This is a genomic window from Hydrogenophaga sp. ANAO-22, from assembly GCF_042466645.1.
In the GTDB taxonomy this organism is placed as follows: domain Bacteria; phylum Pseudomonadota; class Gammaproteobacteria; order Burkholderiales; family Burkholderiaceae_C; genus Hydrogenophaga.
In genome coordinates this window covers 5161346-5186096 of record NZ_CP159956.1, presented here as the reverse complement: position 1 = coordinate 5186096, position 24751 = coordinate 5161346, and the positions used below count along the sequence as shown (strand labels likewise).

Here is a 24751-nt window from a genome sequence, read left to right as displayed (position 1 = left end):
CACGGTGTTCATTCGGAAGACAGGGCCACGACGGGGTCGAGCCGCGCGGCCTTGCGCGCGGGCAGGTAGCCGAAGATCAGGCCGGTGGCGAAGGCGCAGCCGAACGCCAGCACGACCGGGGTGACGGAGAACTGCACCGCCGTGCCGGTGGCGCCGATCATGAAGGCCACGCCCAGGCCGATGACGACGCCGATCAGGCCGCCCAGCGCGGAGACCACCAGCGCTTCGATCAGGAACTGCTGGAGGATGTTGCGCATGCGCGCGCCCGTGGCCATGCGGATGCCGATCTCGCGGGTGCGCTCGGTCACGCTCACCAACATGATGTTCATGACCCCGATGCCACCGACCAGCAGCGAGATCGCCGCGATCGAGCCCAGCAGGATGGTCATGGTGTTCTGCGTCTCGGTCGCGGTGTCGATGATCGACGCCATGTTGCGGATCTGGAAGTCGATCACGCCATGGCGCTCGGCCAGCAGGGACTCCACCGCCGACTGCGTTTCGTCGATGCGGCTCACGTCTGACACCGCCACCGTCACGTTGCGCAGGAAGCGCTGACCCGACAGGCGCAACTGGCTGGTGGCGTAGGGCACCAGCACCACGTCGTCCTGGTCCTGCCCGTTGGGCGATGCACCGCGCGTGCTCATCACGCCCACCACCTGGAAGATCAGGTTGTTCACCAGCACGAACTTGCCCAGCGGCTCCTCGCCACCCGGGAACAGGGCCTTGGCCACGGTCTGGCCCAGCACCGCCACGGTGGCGTATTCCTGCTCGTCCTCGTCGGTGAAGAAGGTGCCGCGCTGCACCTTCCACTGGCGCGCGAGCGGGAACTTGGACGAGGTGCCCAGGATGCTGCTCGAATAGTCGGACTCGCCATAGCGCAAGGTCGCGTTGCTGCTCTGCTCGGGCACGGCCGCCAGCACGTTGGGCACTTCCTTGTCGATCGCGTTCACATCGGCCAGCACCAGCGTCGCGGTGTTGGAAAAGCCCCGCTGGTTGGGCGCGCCCGGACGCACCAGCAACAGGTTGGAGCCCATGGCGCTGATGCGGTCGATCACCACCTGCTTGGCGCCGTCGCCGATGGCCAGCATGGCGATCACCGAGGCCACGCCGATCACGATGCCCAGCAGCGTGAGAATGGCGCGGAACACGTTGGCGCGCAGGGCGCGCAGCGCGGTCTTGGCGGCCTCGACCACATCGCTCAGGTGCGAGATGCGGCCGGCGCGCGCCGTCCAGTTCTGCGCCGCCAGCGCGGCCTGGCCTTCGGGCGGGCGTGGGCCCGGGTCGGCCAGGATGTGGCCGTCCTTGATCTCGATCACGCGCTGCGCGTGCTGGGCGACCTCGGCGGCGTGGGTGATGAGGATCACCGTGTGCCCCTGCGCCGCCAGATCCTTGAGCAGGACCATCACGTCGGCACCGCTCTTGCTGTCCAGCGCGCCGGTGGGTTCGTCGGCCAGGATCACGCGGCCGCCGTTCATCAGGGCGCGAGCGATCGACACGCGCTGCTGCTGGCCGCCCGAGAGCTGGTTCGGCCGGTGGTGCATGCGCTCGCCCAGGCCCAGCGAGCCGAGCAATTCGCTGGCACGCTGATGGCGCTCGGCCGGGGGGATGCCCGCGTAGACGGCGGGCACCTCGACGTTGTCGGCCGCGGTGCCGGTGGCGATGAGGTTGTAGCTCTGGAACACGAAGCCGAAGGCATCGCGGCGCAGCTCGGCGAGTTCGTCGCGCTCCAACTCGGAGACATCGCGGCCCATGAAGAGGTAGCGGCCGGTGGTGGGCTTGTCCAGGCAGCCCAGGATGTTCATCAGGGTGGACTTGCCCGAACCGGACGCGCCCATGATGGCCACCAGCTCACCGGGGTAGATCTTCAGGTCGATGCCGTGCAGCACCTCGACCGACAGGTCACCGTTATGGTAGGTCTTGGTGATGCCGCTCAGGTCGATCAGCGGCACGCCCGCGCTCTGCGGCGCGGCGCGCAGCGCCTCGGCCTCATGCGACTGCGGCAGCTGGCTCATCGGCGCGCCCCACCAGCGGCGCCACCCGGCATGCCGCCAGGACCACCCATGCCCTGCGGCTGCCCCAGGCCCGTGCCCTGTGTCGGGCTGGCTGGACGGCGCTCGGGTTCGCGCACGCCGGCGATCACGCGGTCGCCTTCCTTCAGGCCCGACAGCACCTCGGCATGCACCCGGTTGCTGATGCCGATGGTGACATCACGCTCTTCGATCGTGCCGTCCTCGGCCATGACCTTGACCTTGGCCTGGCGGGGGCCGCGCGCCGGGCGGGTGGGCCCGTCGTTGCGGGGCATGCCGCTCACGTTCGGCGCCGTGGGCTTGGCGGCCGCGGCGTCCTTGCCGCCGGCATCGGCGCCCGAGGCGGCCCGCTTCTGCGTGGGAGCAGCACCATGGGCGCCGCCGGGTGCCGCGGCCGCGCTGCCACCGTTGGCCTGCGCCTGCTCGCGCTCCTTGCGGCGCTGCTCGCGGAAGCGGGCACGCTCCTCTTCGCTCATGTTCTGGAATGCTTCGGGGCTCATGCGCGGGCGATCGCCGCCCGCACCCGGCGCGTTGCCCGCGCCCGCACCGCCCGGCGCGGCACCACCGGCGGCTTCGCGTTCCTTGCGGCGCTGCTCGCGAAAGCGCGCGCGCTCCTCGTCGGTCATTTTCTCGAAGGCCTCACGGTCCATGCGAGGACGCTCGCCGCCCGCCTGCGCGACCACGGTGTCGGCCACCGTCTTGAAGGACGCCGACGGAATGGCGGACGTGCTCGTGCCGCGCTGCGTCGGCGCCGCCGGGGCGGCACCCGGCGCGCCGGGTGCGGGCGTGGCACCCGACGGCGCGGCCGGCGTGGGCGCAGCGCCGGCGCCCGGGTTGTTGCGCGCCCCGCCCGGCCCGCCTTGCTGCCCGCCGCGATTGCCTTGGGCGCCGCGCTGGATCGTCAGCGCCGACATCGGCACCACCAGCACGTCCTTGGCCTCGGCCACGACGAAGAACACCTGTGCGGTCATCTGCGTCATCAGGCTGCGGTTGTTGTTGGGCACCTCGAACAGCGCGTTGTAGAGCACCACGTTGTTGGTCACCGTGGGCGTGGGTTCGATCTTCTTGAGTTCGCCGTACCAGCGGCGGCCCTGGCCACCCAGGGTGGTGAAGTACACCGGCATGCCGCCGCGCAGCTTGCTCACGTCGGCCTCGGACACCTGGGTCTGTACCGTCATCACCGAGAGGTCGGCGATGCGCATCAGCGTGGGGGCCTGCTGGTTGGTGTTCAGCGTCTGGCCCTGGCGCGCGGTGATGCTCACCACCGTGCCGGCCATGGGCGCGTAGATCTTGGTGTACTTGAGGTTGGCCTCTTCCACCCGCATGCTGGCCTGGAGCTGCTCCATCGAGGCCTTGAGCGACTGGATCTGCGCGCGCGCCGTCTTCACCGCGGTATCCGCGTTCTGCAGCGTCTCGGCGGTGGTGGCCTCTTCGGCCATCAGGTTCTTCTGGCGCTGCAGGTCGCGCTCGGCCTTGGCCAGTGTGAGTTCGCGCTCGCCCATCTGGGCCTGTTGCGAGCGCAGCTGAGCGCGGCTGGCGTCCACGCGCGCCATCGAGGTCTCGGCGTCGATCTCGGCCAGCAGGTCGCCCTCCTTGACCTCGCTGCCCACCTCCACGTGGATCTTGCGCAACTGGCCCGACACCTGGGCGCCCACGTCCACATAGTCGCGTGGCTGCAGCGAACCGGTGGCGCTGACCTGGTCCTCGATGTCGCCGCGCTGCACCGTGGCGGTGATGTAGGCGCTCTCGGTCTTGGCGCCCGGCCCCCAGCGGTAGTACGCAAAACCGCCTCCCCCGAGCACGGCCAGGCCCACGAGCGCGATCAGCGCCAGCTTCCAGGTCTTGCGGCGGCGGGCGGCGGGGGCCTTGCCCCCTTCACGTTGGACTTCGTTCATGACAATGCGTTGAGGTTCTGGATGGAGGGCACCCGCAGGGCTTGCCGGGATGATGCGGGATATTGCCCGCGAAATATGGAAAGAATGAGCAAGCGGAACGCCCTGGCTTGCACAAAGTTTGAAAGATTTGGGTTTAGTCTCGACCACACCATGCAGACCGACCGTGCCACCCCCTCGTCCAGCCGCCGGGCCTGGCTTTCGCGCTTCGACACCCTGCGCGTCAAGCTCTTCCTGGCCATCGCGGGCGCCAACGTGGTGCTGGTCATGTCCGCCTACCTCATCTACAGCTGGAGTTTCGACAAGGGCCTGGTCGAGTACCTGAACAAGGCCGACGAAAACCGGCTGCAGCCCATGATCGTGCGGCTCGCCGAGGGGTACCGCCAGCAGGGCAGCTGGGCCTGGATCACCGAAGACCGCCAGCGCTGGCAGGACCTTTCGCGCGAAGTGCTGGGCACCGGCCGCATGCAGCGCCGCCCCGCCGAGCCGCAGGCAAGCTCACCCGGCCTCCCCCCGGCGCAGACGCCGGCCGACGTGCAGCCCCATGCGCATCCACCACCGCCGCCGCCGCCGCCATCCGCGCAGCCGGCACCCGGCACGCCGAGCGTGCCACCGCCCCTCACCATCGACCCCCGGCTGCTGCTGCTCGACCCCGAGCGCAACCTGCTCGCCGGCCCGGAAGGCCGCACCGAACAGGCCGTGCTCAAACCCATCCAGGTCAACGGGCAGCTGGTGGGCTACCTGGGCTACGTGCCGCGCCTGCAGATGGTGGCCTCGCTCGAACGCGTGTTCCTGGCCCAGCAGACCCGCACCTTCGCCGCCATCGCGCTGGGCATGCTCGCGGCCGTGTTGCTCAACGCCGCGCTGATCGCGCGCTGGCTCTCCCGGCGCCTGCACGTGCTCGGCGAGGGCACGGCGGCCGTGGCCCGGGGCGACTACAGCGTGCGCCTGCCCGCGCGCGGCCACGACGAACTCGCGCAATTGGCCGAAGCCTTCAACCACATGGCCACCTCGCTGCAGGCCGCGCAACAGGCGCGGCAGCAATGGATCGCCGACATCGCCCACGAGCTGCGCACGCCGCTGGCGACCTTGCGCGCCGAGATCGAGGCCCTGCAGGACGGCATTCGCCAGCCCGACACGGCCAACCTCGATTCGCTGGCGCAGGAAGTCAGCCGCCTGACCCGGCTGGTGGAAGACCTGCGCCTGCTCTCCCTGTCCGATCTGGGCGCGCTGGACTACCGCTTCGCCCCGCTCGACCTCGGCCGCTTTGTCGGCCACCACCTCAGCGACACCAATGGCCTGGCCGGCCAGCGCCTGCAGGTGCGCACCGAGCTCGCCGAGGGTGTGGAAATCCGCGCCGACGGCGACCGGCTCGACCAGGTGCTGAACAACCTGATGCAGAACACCCAGCGCTACAGCGCGGCACCGGCCACGCTCAGCGTGCAGGTGCGGCGCGATGGCGACAAGGCGCAACTCACCTGGGAAGACACCTCGCCCGGTGTGCCGCCCGAGGCCTTGCCCCGTCTGACCGAGCGGCTCTACCGCGTGGACGAGTCGCGTGCCAGCGCCAGCGGTGGTTCGGGCCTGGGCCTGGCGATCGCGCACGCCATCATCGTCGGCCACGGCGGGCGCATGCAGGCCTCGGCCAGCGCGCTCGGCGGCCTGCGCTGGGACATCTGGCTGCCGCTGAACACGGAAGCCGCGCATGGCTGAGCGCAGCATGATGGCCAGCCGCATCCTCATCGTCGAGGACGAAAACAAGATCGCCGGCGTGCTGCTGGACTACCTGAAGCAGTCCGGCTTCGACACGCACCACCTCACGCGCGGCGACGAGGTGGAAGACTGGCTGGAACACCACCCGGTGGACCTGGTGCTGCTGGACCTGATGCTGCCCGGCAAGAGCGGGCTGGACGTCTGCAAGGCGCTGCGCGCCAGCACGCCGGGCAAACAGGCGCCGGCCATCATCATGGTCACGGCGCGCGTGGAGGAGATCGACCGCCTGCTCGGGCTCGAACTCGGGGCCGACGACTACATCTGCAAGCCCTTCAGCCCGCGCGAAGTGGTGGCGCGCGTGAAGGCGGTGCTGCGGCGCGGCACGCACGCGGTGGAGGCCACGGCCGACGAACTGCCCCATGGCCTGCAGCTGGACGACGCCGCCTGGCGCGCCACCATCGCCGGGCACGACCTGGGCCTGACCGCCGTGGAGTACCAGCTGCTCAAGGTGCTGAGCGCGCGGCCCGGGCGCATCTTCTCGCGCGAACAGCTGATGGACTCGATGTACCAGGACGAGCGCATCGTCTCGGACCGCACGGTCGACAGCCACATCAAGAAGCTGCGCCGCAAGATCCAGGAGCACCTGCCGGAGCAGGAGCTCATTCATTCGGTCTACGGCCTGGGCTACAAGTACGAGGCTTGACCCACCCCCGTTGCTTGCTCACTGCGTGTAGCCGCCCCCCCTCAAGGGGGCAATACCAGCGGCCCGGCAAAGCCGGTTCCGCGGCATTTCTGAAATCAGACACGTCGCGCCGGCGGGCTTTTCATCGCGCGGCGGCGATGGCGCCCAGGCGCTGGGCGTTCTCGCGCAATTCGGCCACCGGGTCGCGGCCCTCGGTCAGCAGCACGATGGCGCGCACACCGGCCTGTTGCACGGCCTGCGCCACGGGCGGCGGCAGCTCGCGATGGTGCAGCACGGCGGCCACCGAGGCGCTGCGCAGCCGTTGCGTCAACTGCGTGAGCGCGTCGGGTGTCCAGGCTTCGTCGGCGCGCGCGTCGCTGCCCGCGAGGTCGAGGTTGAAACCGTTGACGAGGTAATCGAGCCGGTCCGAGAGGCTGAACACCGCGAGGTTGCTCGCGTTGGCCAGGCGGGCTTCGCTCTGCGCCGTGATGCCCAGCAGCTGCTGGCGCAGCGCGCCCACATTGGCCTGCAGGCGCGGCTTGGCGGCGGGCACCAGCCGGCCGACATCGCTGGCGATCACGTCGGCCATGCGGCCCAGGTTCACCGGGTCCAGCCAGGGCAGCGCGTTCGCCGCGGCGTCCTGCTCCTGCAGCGCCATGCCGGGCAGGGAGGCATCGAGCGGGCGCGCCGCGTCGATCTCGATCAGGCGGATGTTCTGGCGGCGAGCCAGGGGGAACAGCGGGTCGTCGGGCCAGATCGAGCGCAGGGCGATCACGGCGTCGGCCTGGCGCGCGGCTTCACCGAGCCCGGCCGCACCCCGGCCCGAGAAGAAGGCGAGTTGGCGGTTCGGCGGCAGCGTTTCGGGCACCGGCCGCAGCACCACGATGCCGGTGTCGCGCGCCAGGGTGGTCGTGAGCGCGGCCACCACAGGATGGGCCACCAGCAGGCGGGCGGGCGCGGCGGCGACAGCCGCCGTGGGTGCGGCGGGGGCCTGCGCGGTGGCGACACCGGCCGACAGGGCCAGCAGACCGGCCAGGCACCAGGCCGGGGAAGACAGAAGACGCGAGGTCATCCGGCATGTCCTTTCAGTGACGGGGTGAAGCCCCGGATGACCGCCGCGAGCGCAAACAGCCCGCCGGCGGTGAGGATGATGGCCGCGCCCGAAGGCACCGGCAGTTCGAGTTCGATCGGCACCAGGATGCCGATCTGCGTGCTGACGGTGGCGATCGCCACGCTCAGCCAGAAGAAGCCCCGCAGCGACAGGCTCAGCAGGCGCGCAGCGGCGGCGGGGATGATGAGCAAGGCACCGACGAGGATGGCCCCGATCACCTTGACCGAGGCCACCGTCACGATGGTCACCAGCACCACGAACAGGTAGTCCAGCAGCTTCACGCGCACGCCGCGCACGCTGGCCAGCTGCGGGTTGAAGCTGGCGAGCATGAAGCGGTTGTACAGCGGCACCGTGAGCGCCACCACCAGCGAGCCGACCACCGCGAGCACCAGCAGGTCCCCGGCATCCACGGTGAGCACCGAGCCGAACAGCACGTTCTCCAGGATGTGGATGTTGACGCGGCCGGACAGCATCAGCAGCAGGCTGGCCCCCATGGCCAGCGAGACCGCGAGGAACACGCCGATCAGGGTGTCGGGCGAGAGGCCGGTGCGGTTGCGCAGGTAGTTCAGCAGCATGCCGAACAGCAGGCAGTACGCGAACAGGCTGCCGTAGGGCCCGGTGTACGGTTCGCCCAGCAGGATGCCGATGGCCACCCCGGTGAGCGCGGCGTGGCCCACGGCCTCGGAGAAGAAGGCCAGCCGCTTGACCACGACCAGCGTGCCCAGGCCACCGAGCACGGGGCCGATGAACAGCCCGGCCAGCACGGCGTTGACCACGAAACCATAGGCCAGCGACGCGGGCAGCGTGCCCTGCTCGGCCAGGTGCTGGATGCCCTGGCGGAAGGTATCGAATGCGCTCATCAGGCCACCGCCTTGTCTTTTTCTTCTTCGCGCCGCTGCCGGCTGGAGAACAGCGCGAGCACGCGCTGCGGGGTCAGCGTCTCGGCGGCCGGGCCGTCGAACAGCACTTGCCGGCTCAGGCCGGAGACGTGGTCGGCCAGGCGCGTGACGGCATCGAGGTCGTGCTCGATCCACAGCACGGTGACGCGGGTCTCGCGCCAATGCGCGAGCAGCTTCTCGAAGATCGCTTCGCCGGCTTCGTCCAGCGCGGACATGGGTTCGTCGAGCAGGATCAGATCGGGCGAGGGAATCAGCGCCTGCGCCAGCAGCACGCGCTGGCGCTCACCGCCGGAGAGCGCGCCCATGCGGCGGCCCGCCTTCTCCAGCATGCCCACCTGCTGCAAGGCCTGCTCCACCGGCTCGCGCCAGCGCGGCGACAAGCCGAGAAACACCGGCCGGCGCTGGCACATGGCGCCCATGAAGTCCATCACCGTCATCGGCAGGCCGGCGTCGAAGGCCAGGGCCTGCGGCACATAGCCCACCACGCCCGGCAGCTCGCCGGGCCAGGTCAGGCTGATCTGCCCACGGTGCGGCACCTGGCCGAGCAAGGCCTTGAAGAGTGAGCTCTTGCCGCCACCATTGGGGCCCACGAGCGCGTGCACGGTGCCCGCCGCCACGCGCAGGTTCACCTGCCGCAGGATGTCGGTGTGGCCCAGGGTGAGGTCGACGGATTCGAATGCGATGCCGGGTCCACCCGCGATCGCGCTCACGCGGACTCCTTGATCGCGCGCACCACGGTGGCCAGGTTGCGGGCGATCTCGTTCTCGAACTTGTCGGCCGTGTACGGGCCGTGCGAGATGTGCGTCAGCGCGTACAGGCGCACGCCGGTTTCGCGGCGGATGGTGTCGACGTAGGCGGACGGGAAGTCCATCTCCGAGAAGATCACCTTCACGTCGAGCGAACGGATCTGGTCGATGGTGCCCTTGAGCTGCGAGGGGCTGGGCTCGATGCCGTGCGCCGGCTCCACCACCGCCGCCACTTCCAGGCCGAACTCGCGCAGCAGGTAGTCGTAAGCGCCGTGGATGGTGGCAATGCGCAGGCCGCTGGCAGGCGCCTGCGCCAGCTGGCCCAGCGCGTCGGCGCGCAGCTTGCGCAGCTTCTGCGCATAGGCGCGCGCGTTCGCGGTGTAGGCGTTGGCGTTCGCGGGATCGAGCTTGCCCAGTTCGCGGGCGATGGTGTTCACCTGCGAGATCGATGCCGTGACCGACAGGAAGGTGTGCGGGTTCACCACCTTGCCCGAGGTGCCCCGGCCGGTGCCCACCGCGGCGAGCAGCGGCACCTGGGCGTTGGCTTCGATCACCTTCAGGTCGGGCTTCTCGCTCGCCGCGATCATGCGGCCGGCGAAGTCGTCGTGGCCCACGCCGTTGAGCACGATCACGTCGAGCGAACCGATGCGCTTGATGTCTTCGGTGCGCGGCTCGTAGGCGTGCGGGTTGAAGCCGGCGGGAATGACGGGCACCACCTCGGCCAGATCGCCCACCACGTTGGCGACGTAGCTGTAGTAGGGGTGCAGCGTGACGCCGACGCGCAGCTTGCGCGCCTGCTGCGCCCAGGCCGGCACGCTGGTGGCGGCCAGGGCCATGGGGGCCCAAGCCAGCGCGGACAGCAGGTGTCGGCGGCGCGCGGAAGGCGGGTGGTGGTCTGACATGAGAGGGATCCCGAAAGAAAAGAAAACGGAAGCGCGAAAGACAGAGAGGTCAGTGCGCGGTGGCCTTGCGCGTCACGCCGGCGTCGTAGCGCACCACGACCTGGCGCCAGCCCTGGCGCGTGAGCGAGGCATCGTCCAGCTGCTCGGGCCAGGCGTTGGGGCCCTCGCGGTGCACCCAGACCTCGACCTCGTCGTCGTGCGCGTGCGCCTTGGGCGAGGCTTCACCCTCGCCTTTGGCCGGCAGGCGCAACAGGAAAGACGCCGCGACATCCGGTGCCGCGCTGCGGCCCACGTAGGCCACGTCGTGGCCTTGCACCTGGGTGCGCCATTCGTGGCCACCGCGCGCGGCGGCACCGACACCGGTGACGAAGGGCGGCAGGTCCATGCCACGCAGCTGCTCGATGGCCGGCAGAGCCTTGTCGGTCTCGATCAGCGCGGTGATTTCCTCGGCCGCCACCAGCAGGTCGGCGTGCACACCCTGCTCCGCCGCGTTGAGCTGCGTGCGGGCGTCGATCTGGTGCGACGACAAGGCCGCCGCCGCCAGCGGCTGCGCGCGCGCGCCGATCAGGATCGCGGCCACCGCCAGCACGCAGGCCGCGGCCAGCACCACCCACAAGGTTTCGTGTCCCGCGCCGGCAGGGCGCACCACTTGCGTGGTCATGGCTTGACGTCGGTGTGATCGACCTCGGCCGAATGCTCGCCGCCGTCCTCCAGGCGCACGAAGAATTCGCCCGCGGGCCGCTTGAACTGCAAAGCCGAATCGCCGCCCAGCGTGCCCTTGAACAGCACGCGCTCGTCGTAGGCCTTCACCTGCACCGACATGCCGACCGCGTCGCTGCCATCGGAGAACTCCCCCACACATCGCACCATGTTCTCGGCCGCGGGCTTGCAGGTCAGCAGCAGGCTGTGGGCCGACGCCAGGCCGGGCAGCGCCGCGGCCCCCACGAACAGGGCGGACAGGAACAGGGGGTGAAAGCGTTTTTGCATGGACCAGGGTTCGTCGAGGCATGCCCGCAGCGGCCGAACCGGCCCGGCATGGACAATAATGAACGATAAATGAGAATTGTTCCCATTATAAACAGCAGCTTGAATCCCCCAGGGCCCCTGCTCCTGTTTTTGCTGCACCGCTCCCAGGCCCGCTGCCCACCCACGAACCCATGACGCCCCAACACACGCACCCAGCCCTGCCCCCGGGCGTGACCACCCTGGCCGATCACGAGCGCCACGCCCGCGGCGTGCTGGACGAGGCCAGCTGGGCCTACCTGTTCGGCGCGGCGGCCGACGAATTGACCTTCGCCCGCAACATCGAGGCCTGGCGCGCGCTGGAGCTGCTGCCCCGCGTGCTCAAGCCCCTGGCCGGGGGCCACACCCGCGTCGAGCTGCTCGGCCGAACCTTCGCCCACCCCATCCTGGTCGCGCCCATGGCGCACCAGCGCCTGGCGCACCCCGATGGCGAACACGCCACCGCCCTGGCCGCCGCCGCACTGGGCGCGGGTCTGGTGTTCAGCACCCAGGCATCGGCACCGCTGGACGAGATCGCGGCCCGCTTCCTGCCGGAGCCTGGGCGCGGTCCCTTGTGGTTCCAGCTCTACCTGCAGCCCGACCGGGGCTTCACAGCCGAACTCGTGCAGCGCGCCGAAGCCGCCGGCTTCGAAGCGCTGGTGCTCACGGTGGACGCGCCGGTGCAAGGCGCTCGCGACAGCGAACGGCGCAGCGGCTTTCGGCTGCCGGCCGGCATCGGTGCGGTCAACCTCACGGGCCTGCGCCACCCGCCACCCCGCACACTGGCCGCGGGCCAGAGCGCCCTGTTCGACGACCTGCTCACCCACGCGCCCGGCTGGGACGACGTGGCCTGGCTGCGCTCGATCACGCGCCTGCCCGTGTTGCTCAAGGGCGTGCTGCATCCCGACGATGCCCGCCAGGCGGTGGCCTGCGGCGCCTCGGGCCTGATCGTGTCCAACCACGGCGGGCGCACGCTCGACACCGCCATCACCACAGCCAACGCCCTGCCCCGCATCGCGCAAGCCGTGCAAGGCGATCTGCCCCTGCTGGTGGACGGCGGCATCCGGCGGGGCACCGACGTGCTCAAGGCCATCGGCCTGGGCGCGAGCGCGGTGCTGGTGGGCCGCCCCGTGCTGCACGGCCTGGCCACGGCGGGCGCGACCGGCGTGGCCCATGTGCTGCGCCTGCTGCGCGACGAGCTGGAAATCGCGATGGCGCTCACCGGCTGCCGCACGCTGGCCGAGGCCACCACGGTGCTGGCGCCCACCGGCCGCTAAAAAAACCGCTCTTTTTTGGCACAATCATGAGAATGCGAAACATTCTCGTTTAGAATCGATAGCAGTTTCCTGTCACACGTCGCACTGTCGACCCACGCGAAAGGGATTTCCATGACCACCGGCCTCGCTGTCCTCGGCGCCAGCCTCATGCTCATGCTGATCGCCGCGTGGTGGATTTTTCGACACAGATAGTTCATAACGAGGCCTTCACCACGGCCCCACGCCACCGTCCTGCCGAGCCTCTTCCGACTTCACCATGCCGACCGCCAGCGCCACCATGGCGTCTCCCCTCTCTCCCTCGCCTGACGCCCCACCGCGCCGCCTGAACCGCCGCATCCTGGTGGTGGGCGCGGTGGTGGGCTTCCATGTGCTGGCCGTCTGGGCCCTGCAGAGCGGTCTGCTGCGCCGCGCCGTGGAAATGGTGATCCCGGTCGAAGTGCTGGCCGAGATCATCGAGCCGGCGAAGCCGCAGATCATTCCCGAGCCGCCACCGCCTGCGCCTGTGGTGCAAAAGCCCCAGCCCAAGCCAAAGCCCATCGCGCGCCCCGAGCCCACGCCGCAACCGGTGCTGCAGCAGGAGCCCTCGCCCATGGCGCCCGTGGTGGCGCCCCCGGAGCCCGCGCCGCCCGTCGTGGCCGCCGAGCCCGCGCCGCCGGCCCCGCCCGCACCGCCAGCGCCACCCGCACCGCCGCGCGTGGAGCTGCCCTCCAGCAGCGCCGATTACCTGAACAACCCGCGCCCGCCCTACCCCGCCCTGTCCAAACGCATGGGCGAACAGGGCAAGGTCGTGGTGCGCGTGTTCATCGAGACCAACGGCACGGCCAGCAAGGCCGAGGTCCGCACCTCCAGCGGCTTCGACCGGCTGGACCAGACCGCCGTACAGACCGTGCTGCGCTGGCGCTACGTGCCGGGCAAGCGCAACGGGGTGGCTGAAGCCATGTGGTTCAACATCCCGATCAATTTCGTTTTGGAATAAACCTCTTCCCCTGGAGTCAGAGAATCATGGATCCGCAAATCGCTTCGACGGGCTTGGCCCACGTCTGGACACAAGGTGACTGGGTCACCCGCTCGGTGGCCATCGTGCTGCTGGCGATGTCCCTGACCACCTGGGTCATCATCCTGTGGAAGGCCCTGGACCAGCGCGCCCAGCGCGCCCAGGCCAAGGGCATCGAAGGCTTCTGGCACAGCGCCGATTTCGCCGAAGGCCTGGACAAGCTGGGCTCGTCCGAAGGCAACCCCTTCCGCAGCGTGGCCCTGGAAGGCCGCGAAGCCACCCGCCACATCCTGCACAAGGACGGCCACAACGGCACGCCGCCGCAGCGCCAGTTGCACGACAGCCTGGACGTGAGCGACTGGGTCGAGCGTTCGCTGCGCAAGAGCGTGGACGACCACACCGCGCGCGCGCAGAGCGGCCTGTCGGTGCTCGCCTCGGTGGCCTCCACCGCGCCTTTCGTGGGCCTGTTCGGCACCGTCTGGGGCATCTACCACGCCCTGCTGAGCATCGGCGCGGCCGGCCAGGTCAGCATCGACCGCGTGGCCGGCCCGATCGGCGAGGCGCTGATCATGACCGCGCTCGGCCTGCTGGTCGCCATTCCCGCCGTGCTGGGCTACAACGCCCTGGTGCGCGGCAACAAGGGCATCAGCCACCAGCTCAACCGCTTCGCGCACGACCTGCATGCCTACTTCGTCACCGGCGCCCGCGTCACCGCCGGCGCGGCCGACGGCAAGGTGCTGCCGATGAAGAAGGCCTCGTAAGGATCCGCCATGGCCATCGGAACCCAATCGGACAGCGACGAGGTGATGAGCGAGATCAACATGATCCCGTTCATCGACGTCATGCTGGTCCTGCTGATCATCTTCATCATCACCGTGCCCGTGATCAAGCACTCGGTCAACATCGAGCTGCCCCAGGCGAGCATGGAGAAGGTGCTGGACAAGCCCGAGAACATCCGCCTGTCGGTGGATGCGGACGGTGTCTATTACTGGAACGACCAGCGCGTGGAAGACGCCGACTTCGCCAACCGCCTCGCGGCGGCGGCCGCGCAAGATCCCCAGCCCGAGCTGCACATCCGTGGCGACAAGGCGGTGCGCTATGAGCGCGTGGCGCAAGCCATGGCCAGCGCGCAGCGCAGCGGCGTGCGCAAGATCGGCTTCATCACGGAACCAGGCACGCCATGAACCCGAACCCGGACACCACCCCCGCGCCCGCCAACGCAACCGCACCCGATGCGCCGACGACGCTGCAGCTCCTGCACGAAGGCCATCCCGTGCCGGTGCTGCCCAGCGCCGAACTGCTTCGCGGCCAGAAGGTGGTGGCCATTCATCACAACGGATCGCTCTACCGGCTGCACGCGACGCGGCAGGGCAAGCTGATCCTCACCAAGTAACCAGGCGGCACCACAAGCTGCCTCGCACCGCTTTTTCATCGTGGGGCGACCCGGGGACATCACCATCCCCGTGCGTCGTTTTTAGCCAGCCAAGAGGATCTCCACCTCCGTAGCCAGGCATTTTTTGATTTCAGGCGCTGCGCTCTCTGCGGAGCGCAGCAGGGCAGGCACCGGCCCTTGTATCGTTTTTCTATCGTGGGGCGACCCGGGAAGATCACCTTCCCGCGCGTCGTTTTTAGCCAGCCAAGGGACCGAAGGTCCCGTTAGCCAGGCACTTTTTTCGGGTGTGCCACCCGGCAAAGCTCACAAGTTTATCGCAGCAATGCCCGCGCGCGCGATCTGCGCGTCTTCGGTCGACTTCACACCGCTCACCCCCACCGCGCCCAGGCACTGGCCATCCTTGAGGATGGGCACACCGCCTTCGAGCATGCCCGAGAGCGTGGGCGCGCTCAGGAAGGACATGCGGCCCTGGTTGATCACGTCTTCGTAGATCTTGCTCTCGCGACGGCCCATGGCGGCCGTGTGGGCCTTGGCCGGCGCGATGTGGGCCGAGATCGCGGCCGCGCCGTCCAGCCGCTGCAGCCAGAGCAGGTGCCCGCCGTCGTCCACGATGGCGATGGTCACGGCCCAGTTGTTCTTCACGGCCTCGGCTTCGGCCGCGGCGGCGATGAGTTTGACGTCGGCGATTTCGAGCATTGCCTTGTTTTTCATGAACTTGGTCCTAAATGGGGGATCAGAGAAGAAATTGCAGAGCGGGAGCTTACCGCCCGGGCGCAAAGTGCGAACGATAACGCGTGCATTGGCACACCAGAGGTCACAAGTGACCATACCAAAAATGCGTTGTCCCGCGCCGGGTGCTCACGGCGGACCAGCCTCCTACAATGCAATTTCGCCGGTTGCGCGTCATTCCGACGCGCAGCGACCGGCCTAGGGCGTCAGATGATGAAGGAGATCACCACCATGACCGACCAAGCACAGACCAGCGGCCGCTTCGGCACCGCCGTCTCTTCCGATGCGCTGCGCAACAAAGTCATGCGCAACACCTACTGGCTGCTGGCCCTGTCCATGCTGCCCACCGTGCTGGGCGCCTGGATCGGCGTGCAGACCGGCATCACCGCCGCGCTCACGGGCGGCCTGGGGCTGATCGTCTTCCTGGGCGGCGCCTTCGCCTTCATGTTCGCGATCGAGAAGACCAAGAACTCAGCCGCCGGCGTGCCCGTGCTGCTGGCCTTCACTTTCTTCATGGGCCTGATGCTCTCGCGCCTTTTGGCGGCGGTGCTGGGCTTCTCCAACGGCTCCAGCCTGATCATGACCGCCTTTGGCGGCACGGCCGGCGTGTTCTTCATCATGGCCAACCTCTCGGCCGTGATCAAGCGCGACCTCTCCGGTCTGGGCAAGTGGCTCTTCGTGGGCGCCCTGGCCATCATGATCGGCGCGATCATCAACGTGTTCGTGGGCAGCCCGGCCGGCATGGCCGTGATCGCCACCCTGGCGATCGTGGTGTTCAGCCTGTACCTGCTGTACGACCTCAAACGCATCGTGGACGGCGGCGAAACCAACTACATCACCGCCACCCTGGGCCTGTACCTGAGCCTCTTCAACATCTTCCAGAGCCTGCTGATGCTGCTGGGCATGTTCGGCGGCGACCGCGAGTAAACGGGCCCTCGCCCATCGAAAAAGGACCTTCGGGTCCTTTTTCTTGGCCTGTCGCACGGGCAACGTGACATTTTTGCCGCCTGGGGCGTCAAGTTCGGGCCCCAGGCGCCGAAACAAGGCTGAAACCCACTGCACAGCCATGCGACACACCGCCCTCACCCTCTGCCTCCTGGCCACCGTCAGCCTGCTGACCGGCTGCGAAGCGCTGGGCATCGAGACCGCCACGCAGGTCGCGGCCAAGAAGGAAGCCGAGGGCAAGGCCATCGGCAGCGCCTGCCGGCATGCGGTGCGCAGCATCGAAAGCTGCTTCAGCAACTACCCACGCGCCGGCAAGGCCGCCGTGTTCGCCGGCTGGCGCGAGATGGACCAGTACATGCGCGAGAACTCGGTGGTGGGCATGCCCTCCGAACCCGAGTCCGGCGCCGCGCCCGCGGCGGCCGACGGCGCCAAGCCCGGCGCCGAATCGCAGAAGTCCTGATTCAGCCCTCGTCGGCCACCGCCGGCGCCGCATCGGCGCCCGGTACCTTCGACGGGTCCAGCTCGAACACCGCCATGCTCTCGACGTGCGCCGTGTGGGCAAACATGTTGACCACCCCCGCCGCTACGCAGCGGTAGCCCGCCTGGTGCACCAGCAGCCCCGCGTCGCGCGCGAGCGTGGCCGGGTTGCAGCTCACGTAGACGATGCGCTGCGGCGGCGTCCAGTCACCGCGCAGGGCCGGGTTCTGGTGCAGGTCGGCCATGGCCTTGGCCAGGGCGAACGCGCCCTCGCGCGGCGGGTCCACCAGCCACTTCTGCGCCACGCCATCGGCCACCAGTTGCTCGGGCGTCATCTCGAACAGGTTGCGCGCCGCGAAGGTGGTGGGCGCGAGCGCGCGGTCCCGGCCGGCCTGGTTGCCCGCCAGGTTCTCGCGGGAGCGCGCCACCAGGGCCTCGCTGCCCTCGATGCCCAGCACCTCGCCCGCCGTCGTGGCGATCGGCAGGGTGAAGTTGCCCAGGCCGCAGAACCAGTCGATCACGCGCTCATCGGCCCGGGCGTCGAGCAGGCGCAGGGCGCGCACCACCAGCACGCGGTTGATGAAGGGGTTGACCTGGGTGAAGTCGGTCGGCTTGAACGGCATGGTGATGCCGAACTCGGGCAGGGAATACGACAGCACCGCCCCACCCTCGTCGAGCAGCTTGACCGTGTCCGGCCCCTTGGCCTGCAGCCACCATTGCACGCCATGCTGGAGGCCGAAGGCCCGCAGGCGCGCGCGGTCGTCCTCGCTCAGCGGCTCCAGGTGGCGCAGCACCAGCGCCGTCACGTCGTCGCCGCTGGCCAGTTCGATCTGCGGGCAGGTGTCGCGCGCGTCCATGCCGAAGATGAGTTCGCGCAAGGGCATGAGCATGTCGCTCACGTGCGCGGGCAGCACCGGGCAGACCTTCATGTCGGCCACATAGCGGCTCTTGCGCTCGTGGAAGCCGATCAGCACCTCGCCCTTCTTGTGCACATGGCGCACCGAGAGGCGCGCGCGGTGGCGGTAGCCCCAGGCCGGGCCTTCGATGGGGCGCATCATGGTCTCGGCCCTGACCTTGCCCAGGTGCCAGAGGTTGTCTTCCAGCACGCGCTGCTTGACGGCCACCTGGGCGGCCTCGTGCAGGTGCTGCATCTTGCAGCCGCCGCAGGCGCCGGCGTGCAGGCCGAAGTGCGGGCAGCCGGGCCGCACGCGTTGCGAGGATTCGCGGTGGATCGCCGTCACCGTGCCGGCTTCCCAGTTGTTCTTCTTGCGGTGCACATTCACGCTGACCTGCTCGAAGGGCAGCGCACCTTCGATGAACACCACCTTGCCATCGGGCCGGCGGGCGATGCCCTGGGCATCGATGTCGAGGGATTCGATCGCGAGCCAGCCCTCGGGCAGGGTGCTGGCCGCTGTTTCGTGGGCCGCCTCGGTGCTGGCGGTGGTGAGAAGGCTGTTTTCGTGGAGGGAGGACGCTGTCATCCCCCGATTGTCTCAGGCCCAGGCCCGCAGGTACTCGTCCCAGTGCGGCTCGGCCGGGGCCAGGTCGCCCAGCTTCTCCTTGACCATGGCAATTTCCTGCTCGTATTCGGCCTCGGTCAACCCGCCGCGCATCTTCTGGAAACGGCAGTACACCAGGTAGGTGTTCATCACGTCGGTCTCGCAATAGCGGCAGATCTCTTCGGTCTGCCCCGCCAGGTACTGCGCGTACACCTGCGAGCCGTCCATGCCCAGCTTGCCCGGAAAGCCGCAGAGCTTGGCCATGGCGTCCAGTGGCGCGTTGTTCTTGGGCGAGTACATGGCGAGCAGGTCCATCAGGTCCAGGTGCCGCATGTGGTACCGGCTGATGTAGTTGTTCCACTTGAACTCGCGGTCGTCCTCGCCCAGGTCCCAGTACTTGCTGGCCTCCACGCCATGGCGCAGGCCGCGGTAATGCAGCACCGGCAGGTCGAAGCCGCCCCCGTTCCAGCTCACCAGCTGGGGCGTGTGCTTCTCGATGGAGTGGAAGAAGGCCTGCACCACCTTGCCTTCGCTCTGCCCGTCGCGGTCCACGAAGGAGTGGATGCGCAGGCCTTCGGCGTTGCGGAAGACGCAGCTGATGACCAGCACGCGCTGCAGGTGCAGCGGCATGAAGTCGCTCTGGCCCTTTTCCTTGCGCTCGGCCAGCCAGACCGCGTGAACCTGCTCGTCGGTCAACTCGGGCGCCGCGCCACGCAGGGCGCGCAGCCCGGCCACGTCGGGAATGGACTCGATGTCGAAGACGAGAACCGGCCAGGCCATGCCGCGCCGGGGTTCAGCGCTTGGGCAGGTGGCCCATCGGGTCGACCGGCTTGCCCAGGCGGCGCACCTCGAAATGCAGCTTCACGCGATCGGTGTCGCTGCTGCCCATCTCGGCGATCTTCTGGCCCTGGCGCACGGCCTGGTCTTCACGCACCAGCAGCGCCTGGTTGTGGGCGTAGGCGGTGAGGTAGGTGTTGTTGTGCTTGAGGATGATCAGGTTGCCATAGCCGCGCAGGCCGGCACCGGCATAGACCACCCGGCCGTCGGCCGCCGCGACCACGGGGTCGCCGATCTTGCCGGCGATCGACACGCCCTTGTTGTTGGCCTCGTCGAACGGCGTGATGACGGTGCCCTGGGCCGGCCAGATGAAGCTGATCTCGTCGGCGCCGCCCGCGGCCGGAGCGGGTGCCGGGGCCGGCGGGGTGGTGGGCGAGGTGGAGGCCGCGGGGGGCGCGGTTTCCGACAGGGGCCGCGAGGCCACGCCCGAGCTGGTCACCGGGCTCGTGGTGGGGCCTGTCGGTGCCGTGGCCGTGGTGGTGGCGCCCGGCGGCTGCACGCGCAGCACCTGGCCCACTTCCAGCGCGTTCGGGTTGGTGAGGTTGTTCCAGGCCTGGATGTCGCGCCAGTTCTGACCGTTGTCCAGCGCGATGCGGAACAGGGTATCGCCCGCCTTGACGGTGTAGTAGCCCGGCTTGCCGGCGTTCTCGGCGCCCGGCATGGGCACCACCTCGGCCGGGCGGGGGGCGGCGGAACCGCCTCGGTCTTCCACGGGCGCCGGGCGGTCCAGGCGGGTGGAGGAACAACCGGCGGCGACCATCAGCGCCGCCAGCATGGACATGACCGCGACGCCTCGCCATGCAGGACGGCCCGACTCCTGGGGACGCCCCGAGCATTGGAAAACACGCTTGTTCATGAAAACTCCCACGAATTGCAAGGAACCCTGGCCGCCTGCGCGGTCAGGGCCCTGAAAAAGACACGTTGCACCGCCGGGAGGCGGTGCAACATCATGCGACACCCGATTTTAGAGGCACAAAGAGCACGGCCTCCAGCTCGGTGCGGACGATGCCGGTGGCGGTTTTGTCCACCACCACCAGGTTCTGCCGACCGGCCGCCGTGACCGCGGGCGCCACCAGCCGGCCACCCACGGCCAACTGGTCGATCCACGCCTGCGGAATGTCGTTGCCACCCGCCGCCGCGATGATGGCCGCATAGGGTGCCCCTTTGGGGTAGCCCAGCATGCCATCGCCAAACAGCAGGTGCAGGTTGGAGAGGCGGAACCAGCGAAGGTTCTCGCGCGATTTTTCGTGCAGCCCCTTGAGCCGCTCGATGCTGTAGACCTCGCGCGCCAGGTGGCTGAGCAAGGCGGCCTGGTAACCACAACCGGTGCCGATCTCCAACACCCTGCCCATCTTCTCGCCGCGGCCCTGGCAGAGCAGCTCCAGCATGCGCGCCACCACGCCGGGCTTGGAAATCGTCTGCCCCAGGCCGATGGGCAGGCTGGTGTCTTCATAGGCCTGGTTGACCAGCGCCGAATCGACGAAGCGGTGGCGTTCCACCGCCTGCAAAGCCGCCAGCACGCCCGGGTGCGTGACGCCCTGTCCCTGGATCTTGCGCACCATGGCGGCGCGCACCGCCTGCGATTCCATGCCCACGCCGGTGGGCGCCACCGGATGCGCCGACACCCGGGGCGCGGCCTTGGGCTGCGGCAGGGCCGGCGGTGCCACGGCGCGCGCCGCCGGCCGGGGCTGCAGCTGGTTGCGCGGCACCGGAGCGGGCGCGGCGGCGGGCAGGCGCGCCGGAAAACCCGGCCTGGGCTTCGCGCCCCCCGCAGGGGCGGAAGACGGCGGTGGAGGAACCGGCAGACCGCGCTTCACGAGCCGGCACCACCCGTGGACAGGCTCGCGGCCGTGGGCGCCCAGTAGGCGAGGCGGTCGTGGTCGGTCAGGTCCACCTGCAGGGGCGTGATGGTGGCGTAGCCCTGCAGCGAGGCGTGGAAATCCGTGCCTTCGGCGTCGTCCTTGGCCTTGCCCGCGCTGCCGATCCAGTACATGGTGTCGCCGCGCGGGTTGGTCTGCGAAATCACCTGCTCGGCCGCGTGCCGGCGGCCCAGGCGCGCCACCTTGAAGCCGCGCAGCTCGGCCAGCGGCCGGTTGGGGATGTTGACGTTGAGCAGCCAGGGCTCGGCGGGCGGGCCGTTTTCCAGCGAGGGCAGCAGCTGCGACACCAGGCGCGCGGCCATCTGGCCCGCGTCTTCCAGGTGGCCCCAGCCCTTTTCAGTCTGTGAAAAGGCGATGGCGGGCACGCCGAACAGGTAGCCCTCCATGGCCGCGCCCACGGTGCCGGAGTAGATCGTGTCGTCGCCCATGTTGGCGCCGTTGTTGATGCCGGAGACCACCAGATCGGGCCGGTAGCCCAGCAGGCCGGTGAGCGCGATGTGCACGCAGTCGGCCGGCGTGCCATTCACATAGCGAAAACCGTTGTAGGCCGTGTGCACGTAAAGCGGCGAATGCAGCGAGAGCGCATTGGACTTGGCGCTGTTGTTGTGCTCCGGGGCCACCACCTCCACCTCGGCCAGCCCCTTGAGGGCCTCGTAGAGCGCCACGATGCCGGGCGCCTGGTAACCGTCGTCGTTGGAGATGAGTATTTTCATTGCCGCGATTTTAGGTGGATCGCCCCGGTCACGCCCGGGACACGCAAGGGGCTTACCCGCTGCGGAAGACGGCCCCCGCTGCCTATCATGGAACGGTTTCATGACCATTTGAACGAGGACACACCATGCATGCCTGGCTCTGCGAAAACCCCGTGGGCGTCGACGCCCTGACCTGGAAGGAACTGCCCACGCCAGCGCCCAAGGCGGGCGAGGTGCTGATCGAGATCCAGGCCGCGAGCCTGAACTTCCCCGACCTGCTCATCGTGCAGAACAAGTACCAGATGAAGCCCGCCCTGCCCTTCGTGCCGGGCTCGGAGTACGCCGGCGTGGTGCGCGCCGTGGGCGAGGGTGTGAAGCACCTGCAGGTGGGCCAGAGCGTGGCCTGCCTGAGCGGCACGGGTGGCTTCGGCACCCACACCATCGCACCGGCCGCGCTGTGCATGCCGCTGCCGCCCGGCTTTCCGGCGGTGGACGCGGCCGCCTTCATCATGATCTACGCCACCTCGTGGCACGCGCTGATGGACCGGGGCGCCCTCAAGGCCGGCGAGACCGTGCTGGTGCTGGGCGCGGCCGGCGGCGTGGGCACGGCGGCGATCCAGATCGCCAAGGCCGCCGGGGCGCGCGTGATCGCGGCCGCCTCGAGCGACGAGAAGTGCGAGCTGTGCCAGCAGCTGGGGGCGGACGCCACCATCAACTACAGCGTGCACACCCCCAAGGAGGGCCTGCGCGATGCGATCAAGCAGCTCACCGACGGCAAGGGCCCGGACGTGATCTACGACCCGGTGGGCGGTGACTTCGCCGAGCCCGCGTTCCGCTCGATCGCCTGGCGCGGCCGTTATCTGGTGGTGGGTTTTGCCAGCGGCCCGATTCCCGCCCTGCCGTTGAACCTCACCTTGCTCAAGGGCGCCAGCCTGGTGGGCGTGTTCTGGGGGGATTTCGCGCGCCGCGAACCCAAGGCCAACGCCGAGATGATGCAGGCGCTGGCGGGGATGTACGCCAAGGGCCAGGTCAAGCCGGTGATCGACCAGACCCTGCCCATGAGCGAGCTGCACAAGGCCTACGCGATCATGGGATCGCGTTCGGTCAAGGGCAAGCTGGTGATGGTGAACTGAAGAAGGCCGCGAGGCCTTCTTCGTTCAGAACGATTCCCAGTCGTCCGCGCCACCCGCCGTCGCGGGCACGGGAGCGGCCACCGGCGCGGGCTTGGGGCTCTTCGCCACCGCGACAGGGGCCGCGGCGGGCTTTGCCGCCGGTGCCTTGGCCACGGCCTTCGCGGGAGCAGGCGCCGCTTTCGGCGCGGCGGCCGCAGCGGCCACGGCGTTGCCGCGCTTGTGCAGGTCGTTGACGTTCAGTTGAGCGATCGAGCTGGTCGCATCGGCCGCGTCCACGCGGAAGATGCGCACCACCTCGGACAGGCGCAGCGCCTGGTCGTTCATGCTCGATGCGGCGGCCGCGCTTTCCTCGACCAGCGCCGCGTTCTGCTGCGTCATCTGATCCAGGTTGGACACCGAGGCGTTGATCTGGTTGACGCCTTCGGCCTGCTCGCTCGACGACGAGGCGATCTCGCCGATGATGTCGCGCACGCGCACCACGTTCTCCACGATCTCGCCCATGGTCTGGCCGGCCTGGCCCACCAGCTCGGTGCCGGCGGTCACCTTGTCGACGCTGGCGCCGATCAGCACCTTGATTTCCTTGGCCGCCTGCGCGCTGCGCTGCGCCAGGTTGCGCACCTCACCAGCCACCACGGCGAAGCCCCGGCCCTGTTCGCCCGCCCGCGCGGCTTCCACCGCCGCGTTCAGCGCCAGGATGTTGGTCTGGAACGCGATGCCATCGATCACGCCGATGATGTCGCTGATCTTGCGCGAGGCCTGGTTGATCTCCTCCATGGTGGACACCACTTCGTTGACCACCTGGCCGCCCTTCTGGGCGCTCTGGCCGGCCACGTCGGCCAGCTGGTTGGCCACGCGCGCCGAGTCGGCCGACTGGCGGATCGCGCCCGACATCTGTTCGATGCTGGCGGCGGTCTGCTGCAGGTTGGCGGCGGTCTGTTCGGTGCGGGCCGAGAGGTCGTTGTTGCCCGAAGCGATCTCGCGCGCCGCCACGGTGATGTTCTCGGTGCCACGCTTCACGTCGGCCACCACGTGCACCAGGCGATCGCGCATGTCGGAGAGGGATTTGGTCATCGCGCCGAACTCGTCGCGGCGGTCGTTGCGGATGCGCGCGGTCAGGTCGCCGCCGGCCACGCGTTCGGCAAACGCCACCACTTCGCGCAGCGGCGTGCGGATGTTGCGGATGAGGAAGAAGGCGCCCGCGATGATGCCCAGGATCAGCAGGCCGATCTGCGCGCTTGCCATGGTCAGGTTGCTGGCGCGATCGGCGGCGAACTTCACCTGGGCCTCGGCCTGCATGCTCACCTGCATCTGCGCGAACTCCCGCAGCGCCGCCACGTAGGGGGGCACTGCCGCGTTGAAGCGGGACGTGATTTCGGCCACGGCCCCGGCGGTGTCACCGTTCTTCTTCATCTCGTTGGCCTTGGCCAGCGAGCCCAGCACGGCCTGGCGCAGCCCGGCGATCTTCTCGAGCTGGGCCTTCTCGGCGTCGTTCATGGGCATCGCATCCAGCCGCTTCTGCAGCGCGGAGATCGAGGCCACGCCCACGGGAATGACGTCCTTGTAGAGCTGGTCGATGGACGGGTCGGTGCTCAGGATCGAGGCCTGCACGCGCGTCACGTTGGTTTCGGTCAGGCCGGCCCATTCCGTGGCGATCACGGTCTTGTCGGACATCCGGCCGAGCACTTCGTCGGCTTCCTTGGTCAAGGCACTGGAGCGGGTGCCGGTGAAGGACAACATCGCGCCCAGGGCGAGCACGATGGCAAGAACGCCGGTCCAGAGTTTGGCGTTCACGGTCATGTGGCGAAAGAGGTTCATGTTGGGAGGTTCGGGCAAAAGGATCGGGTCACCTCCGGCCTATCGACATGAACCGCCGGCACTGAAATCCAGCCGACGAACGCGCTGTCCCCCTCGGGACGGGTCC

Annotated in this window: 25 protein-coding genes; 10 read left to right on the top strand and 15 right to left on the bottom strand. The window is 69.0% G+C overall.

What is annotated here, in order from left to right:
• Positions 1-8 precede the first annotated feature (8 nt).
• Positions 9-2012 carry a MacB family efflux pump subunit gene (locus tag ABSY19_RS25145; RefSeq protein ID WP_382156930.1) on the bottom strand — a complete coding sequence of 668 codons (2004 nt, stop codon included), beginning with the start codon at positions 2010-2012 and terminating at the stop codon, positions 9-11.
• Positions 2009-3922 carry an efflux RND transporter periplasmic adaptor subunit gene (locus ABSY19_RS25140; RefSeq protein WP_382156928.1) on the bottom strand — a complete coding sequence of 638 codons (1914 nt, stop codon included), beginning with the start codon at positions 3920-3922 and terminating at the stop codon, positions 2009-2011. The genes ABSY19_RS25145 and ABSY19_RS25140 overlap by 4 nt, the downstream gene beginning before the upstream one ends.
• 150 nt (positions 3923-4072) lie before the next feature.
• Between ABSY19_RS25140 and ABSY19_RS25135 the strand changes: the two genes are divergently transcribed.
• Both ABSY19_RS25135 and ABSY19_RS25130 read left to right on the top strand, forming a co-directional pair.
• Positions 4073-5632, top strand: coding sequence for an ATP-binding protein (locus ABSY19_RS25135; protein WP_382156926.1), 1560 nt, complete (start codon positions 4073-4075; stop codon positions 5630-5632).
• Positions 5625-6335: a response regulator gene (locus ABSY19_RS25130; RefSeq protein ID WP_382156924.1), complete on the top strand. Its 711-nt coding sequence runs from the start codon at positions 5625-5627 to the stop codon at positions 6333-6335. Before ABSY19_RS25135 ends, ABSY19_RS25130 begins: the two co-directional genes overlap by 8 nt.
• Before the next feature lie 121 nt (positions 6336-6456).
• Here ABSY19_RS25130 and ABSY19_RS25125 read toward each other — a convergent pair whose 3' ends face one another.
• Genes ABSY19_RS25125 through ABSY19_RS25100 form a run of 6 tightly spaced genes read right to left on the bottom strand, consistent with a single transcriptional unit; the run spans position 6457 to position 10959 of the window.
• Complete coding sequence (locus ABSY19_RS25125) at positions 6457-7386, bottom strand: metal ABC transporter solute-binding protein, Zn/Mn family (protein WP_382156922.1); 930 nt, start codon at positions 7384-7386, stop codon at positions 6457-6459.
• Complete coding sequence (locus ABSY19_RS25120; protein WP_382156920.1) at positions 7383-8285, bottom strand: metal ABC transporter permease; 903 nt, start codon at positions 8283-8285, stop codon at positions 7383-7385. Before ABSY19_RS25120 ends, ABSY19_RS25125 begins: the two co-directional genes overlap by 4 nt.
• A complete protein-coding gene (locus tag ABSY19_RS25115; RefSeq protein WP_382156918.1) occupies positions 8285-9034 on the bottom strand; it encodes a metal ABC transporter ATP-binding protein in 750 nt (249 codons plus the stop codon). Before ABSY19_RS25115 ends, ABSY19_RS25120 begins: the two co-directional genes overlap by 1 nt.
• Positions 9031-9972, bottom strand: a complete 942-nt coding sequence (locus ABSY19_RS25110) for a metal ABC transporter solute-binding protein, Zn/Mn family (RefSeq protein WP_382156916.1) — start codon at positions 9970-9972, stop codon at positions 9031-9033. The genes ABSY19_RS25115 and ABSY19_RS25110 overlap by 4 nt, the downstream gene beginning before the upstream one ends.
• Before the next feature lie 49 nt (positions 9973-10021).
• Positions 10022-10633: a DUF6162 family protein gene (locus tag ABSY19_RS25105; protein ID WP_382156914.1), complete on the bottom strand. Its 612-nt coding sequence runs from the start codon at positions 10631-10633 to the stop codon at positions 10022-10024.
• Positions 10630-10959: a hypothetical protein gene (locus tag ABSY19_RS25100; protein ID WP_382156912.1), complete on the bottom strand. Its 330-nt coding sequence runs from the start codon at positions 10957-10959 to the stop codon at positions 10630-10632. Before ABSY19_RS25100 ends, ABSY19_RS25105 begins: the two co-directional genes overlap by 4 nt.
• Positions 10960-11129: 170 nt before the next feature.
• Between ABSY19_RS25100 and ABSY19_RS25095 the strand changes: the two genes are divergently transcribed.
• The 5 genes from ABSY19_RS25095 to hemP all read left to right on the top strand — a co-directional run bounded on the left by ABSY19_RS25095 (position 11130) and on the right by hemP (position 14638).
• Entirely contained in the window at positions 11130-12251 is a 1122-nt protein-coding gene (locus tag ABSY19_RS25095) for an alpha-hydroxy acid oxidase (RefSeq protein ID WP_382156910.1), read from the top strand.
• 256 nt (positions 12252-12507) lie between these two features.
• Positions 12508-13227 (top strand): energy transducer TonB, encoded by a 720-nt coding sequence (locus ABSY19_RS25090; protein WP_382156908.1) that lies wholly within the window; start codon positions 12508-12510, stop codon positions 13225-13227.
• 26 nt (positions 13228-13253) lie between these two features.
• Positions 13254-14006: a MotA/TolQ/ExbB proton channel family protein gene (locus ABSY19_RS25085; protein ID WP_382156906.1), complete on the top strand. Its 753-nt coding sequence runs from the start codon at positions 13254-13256 to the stop codon at positions 14004-14006.
• Between the two features lie 9 nt (positions 14007-14015).
• Positions 14016-14429: an ExbD/TolR family protein gene (locus ABSY19_RS25080; RefSeq protein WP_382156904.1), complete on the top strand. Its 414-nt coding sequence runs from the start codon at positions 14016-14018 to the stop codon at positions 14427-14429.
• Positions 14426-14638: a hemin uptake protein HemP gene (hemP, locus tag ABSY19_RS25075; RefSeq protein WP_382156902.1), complete on the top strand. Its 213-nt coding sequence runs from the start codon at positions 14426-14428 to the stop codon at positions 14636-14638. The genes ABSY19_RS25080 and hemP overlap by 4 nt, the downstream gene beginning before the upstream one ends.
• Before the next feature lie 303 nt (positions 14639-14941).
• On the opposite strand, the gene ABSY19_RS25070 is transcribed toward hemP, so the two are convergent.
• Positions 14942-15349: a heme-binding protein gene (locus tag ABSY19_RS25070; protein ID WP_382156900.1), complete on the bottom strand. Its 408-nt coding sequence runs from the start codon at positions 15347-15349 to the stop codon at positions 14942-14944.
• A 249-nt stretch (positions 15350-15598) separates the two neighbouring features.
• Here ABSY19_RS25070 and ABSY19_RS25065 point away from each other — a divergent pair, with 249 nt between their 5' ends.
• Both ABSY19_RS25065 and ABSY19_RS25060 read left to right on the top strand, forming a co-directional pair.
• On the top strand, positions 15599-16294 hold the full coding sequence (locus tag ABSY19_RS25065) for a Bax inhibitor-1 family protein (RefSeq protein ID WP_382156898.1): 696 nt from the start codon (positions 15599-15601) through the stop codon (positions 16292-16294).
• A 139-nt stretch (positions 16295-16433) separates the two neighbouring features.
• Positions 16434-16772 (top strand): hypothetical protein, encoded by a 339-nt coding sequence (locus ABSY19_RS25060; RefSeq protein WP_382156896.1) that lies wholly within the window; start codon positions 16434-16436, stop codon positions 16770-16772.
• A 1-nt stretch (position 16773) separates the two neighbouring features.
• Here ABSY19_RS25060 and rlmD read toward each other — a convergent pair whose 3' ends face one another.
• The 5 genes from rlmD to surE all read right to left on the bottom strand — a co-directional run bounded on the left by rlmD (position 16774) and on the right by surE (position 21718).
• The gene (gene rlmD / locus ABSY19_RS25055; protein ID WP_382156894.1) at positions 16774-18270 is read right to left on the bottom strand and encodes a 23S rRNA (uracil(1939)-C(5))-methyltransferase RlmD; all 1497 of its coding nucleotides are present in this window, start codon (positions 18268-18270) and stop codon (positions 16774-16776) included.
• A 12-nt stretch (positions 18271-18282) separates the two neighbouring features.
• Positions 18283-19068 (bottom strand): 3'-5' exonuclease, encoded by a 786-nt coding sequence (locus ABSY19_RS25050; protein WP_382156892.1) that lies wholly within the window; start codon positions 19066-19068, stop codon positions 18283-18285.
• A gap of 13 nt (positions 19069-19081) precedes the next feature.
• Positions 19082-19906 (bottom strand): peptidoglycan DD-metalloendopeptidase family protein, encoded by an 825-nt coding sequence (locus tag ABSY19_RS25045; RefSeq protein WP_382156890.1) that lies wholly within the window; start codon positions 19904-19906, stop codon positions 19082-19084.
• Between the two features lie 166 nt (positions 19907-20072).
• On the bottom strand, positions 20073-20942 hold the full coding sequence (locus ABSY19_RS25040; RefSeq protein WP_382156888.1) for a protein-L-isoaspartate(D-aspartate) O-methyltransferase: 870 nt from the start codon (positions 20940-20942) through the stop codon (positions 20073-20075).
• Entirely contained in the window at positions 20939-21718 is a 780-nt protein-coding gene (gene surE / locus ABSY19_RS25035) for a 5'/3'-nucleotidase SurE (protein WP_291116305.1), read from the bottom strand. The genes ABSY19_RS25040 and surE overlap by 4 nt, the downstream gene beginning before the upstream one ends.
• Before the next feature lie 125 nt (positions 21719-21843).
• Here surE and ABSY19_RS25030 point away from each other — a divergent pair, with 125 nt between their 5' ends.
• Positions 21844-22830, top strand: coding sequence for an NADPH:quinone oxidoreductase family protein (locus ABSY19_RS25030; protein ID WP_382156886.1), 987 nt, complete (start codon positions 21844-21846; stop codon positions 22828-22830).
• A 24-nt stretch (positions 22831-22854) separates the two neighbouring features.
• Here ABSY19_RS25030 and ABSY19_RS25025 read toward each other — a convergent pair whose 3' ends face one another.
• Positions 22855-24645, bottom strand: a complete 1791-nt coding sequence (locus ABSY19_RS25025; RefSeq protein WP_382156884.1) for a methyl-accepting chemotaxis protein — start codon at positions 24643-24645, stop codon at positions 22855-22857.
• Positions 24646-24751 lie beyond the last annotated feature (106 nt).

What these genes read in the sequence shown, in the direction of transcription:
- ABSY19_RS25145 (WP_382156930.1), bottom strand. Translation starts at nt 2,012, where the DNA reads ATGAGCCAGCTGCCGCAGTCGCATGAGGCCGAGGCGCTGCGCGCCGCG.
- ABSY19_RS25140 (WP_382156928.1), bottom strand. Translation starts at nt 3,922, where the DNA reads ATGAACGAAGTCCAACGTGAAGGGGGCAAGGCCCCCGCCGCCCGCCGC.
- ABSY19_RS25135 (WP_382156926.1), top strand. Translation starts at nt 4,073, where the DNA reads ATGCAGACCGACCGTGCCACCCCCTCGTCCAGCCGCCGGGCCTGGCTT.
- ABSY19_RS25130 (WP_382156924.1), top strand. Translation starts at nt 5,625, where the DNA reads ATGGCTGAGCGCAGCATGATGGCCAGCCGCATCCTCATCGTCGAGGAC.
- ABSY19_RS25125 (WP_382156922.1), bottom strand. Translation starts at nt 7,386, where the DNA reads ATGACCTCGCGTCTTCTGTCTTCCCCGGCCTGGTGCCTGGCCGGTCTG.
- ABSY19_RS25120 (WP_382156920.1), bottom strand. Translation starts at nt 8,285, where the DNA reads ATGAGCGCATTCGATACCTTCCGCCAGGGCATCCAGCACCTGGCCGAG.
- ABSY19_RS25110 (WP_382156916.1), bottom strand. Translation starts at nt 9,972, where the DNA reads ATGTCAGACCACCACCCGCCTTCCGCGCGCCGCCGACACCTGCTGTCC.
- ABSY19_RS25105 (WP_382156914.1), bottom strand. Translation starts at nt 10,633, where the DNA reads ATGACCACGCAAGTGGTGCGCCCTGCCGGCGCGGGACACGAAACCTTG.
- ABSY19_RS25100 (WP_382156912.1), bottom strand. Translation starts at nt 10,959, where the DNA reads ATGCAAAAACGCTTTCACCCCCTGTTCCTGTCCGCCCTGTTCGTGGGG.
- ABSY19_RS25095 (WP_382156910.1), top strand. Translation starts at nt 11,130, where the DNA reads ATGACGCCCCAACACACGCACCCAGCCCTGCCCCCGGGCGTGACCACC.
- ABSY19_RS25090 (WP_382156908.1), top strand. Translation starts at nt 12,508, where the DNA reads ATGCCGACCGCCAGCGCCACCATGGCGTCTCCCCTCTCTCCCTCGCCT.
- ABSY19_RS25085 (WP_382156906.1), top strand. Translation starts at nt 13,254, where the DNA reads ATGGATCCGCAAATCGCTTCGACGGGCTTGGCCCACGTCTGGACACAA.
- ABSY19_RS25080 (WP_382156904.1), top strand. Translation starts at nt 14,016, where the DNA reads ATGGCCATCGGAACCCAATCGGACAGCGACGAGGTGATGAGCGAGATC.
- hemP (WP_382156902.1), top strand. Translation starts at nt 14,426, where the DNA reads ATGAACCCGAACCCGGACACCACCCCCGCGCCCGCCAACGCAACCGCA.
- ABSY19_RS25070 (WP_382156900.1), bottom strand. Translation starts at nt 15,349, where the DNA reads ATGAAAAACAAGGCAATGCTCGAAATCGCCGACGTCAAACTCATCGCC.
- ABSY19_RS25065 (WP_382156898.1), top strand. Translation starts at nt 15,599, where the DNA reads ATGACCGACCAAGCACAGACCAGCGGCCGCTTCGGCACCGCCGTCTCT.
- ABSY19_RS25060 (WP_382156896.1), top strand. Translation starts at nt 16,434, where the DNA reads ATGCGACACACCGCCCTCACCCTCTGCCTCCTGGCCACCGTCAGCCTG.
- rlmD (WP_382156894.1), bottom strand. Translation starts at nt 18,270, where the DNA reads ATGACAGCGTCCTCCCTCCACGAAAACAGCCTTCTCACCACCGCCAGC.
- ABSY19_RS25050 (WP_382156892.1), bottom strand. Translation starts at nt 19,068, where the DNA reads ATGGCCTGGCCGGTTCTCGTCTTCGACATCGAGTCCATTCCCGACGTG.
- ABSY19_RS25045 (WP_382156890.1), bottom strand. Translation starts at nt 19,906, where the DNA reads ATGTCCATGCTGGCGGCGCTGATGGTCGCCGCCGGTTGTTCCTCCACC.
- surE (WP_291116305.1), bottom strand. Translation starts at nt 21,718, where the DNA reads ATGAAAATACTCATCTCCAACGACGACGGTTACCAGGCGCCCGGCATC.
- ABSY19_RS25030 (WP_382156886.1), top strand. Translation starts at nt 21,844, where the DNA reads ATGCATGCCTGGCTCTGCGAAAACCCCGTGGGCGTCGACGCCCTGACC.
- ABSY19_RS25025 (WP_382156884.1), bottom strand. Translation starts at nt 24,645, where the DNA reads ATGAACCTCTTTCGCCACATGACCGTGAACGCCAAACTCTGGACCGGC.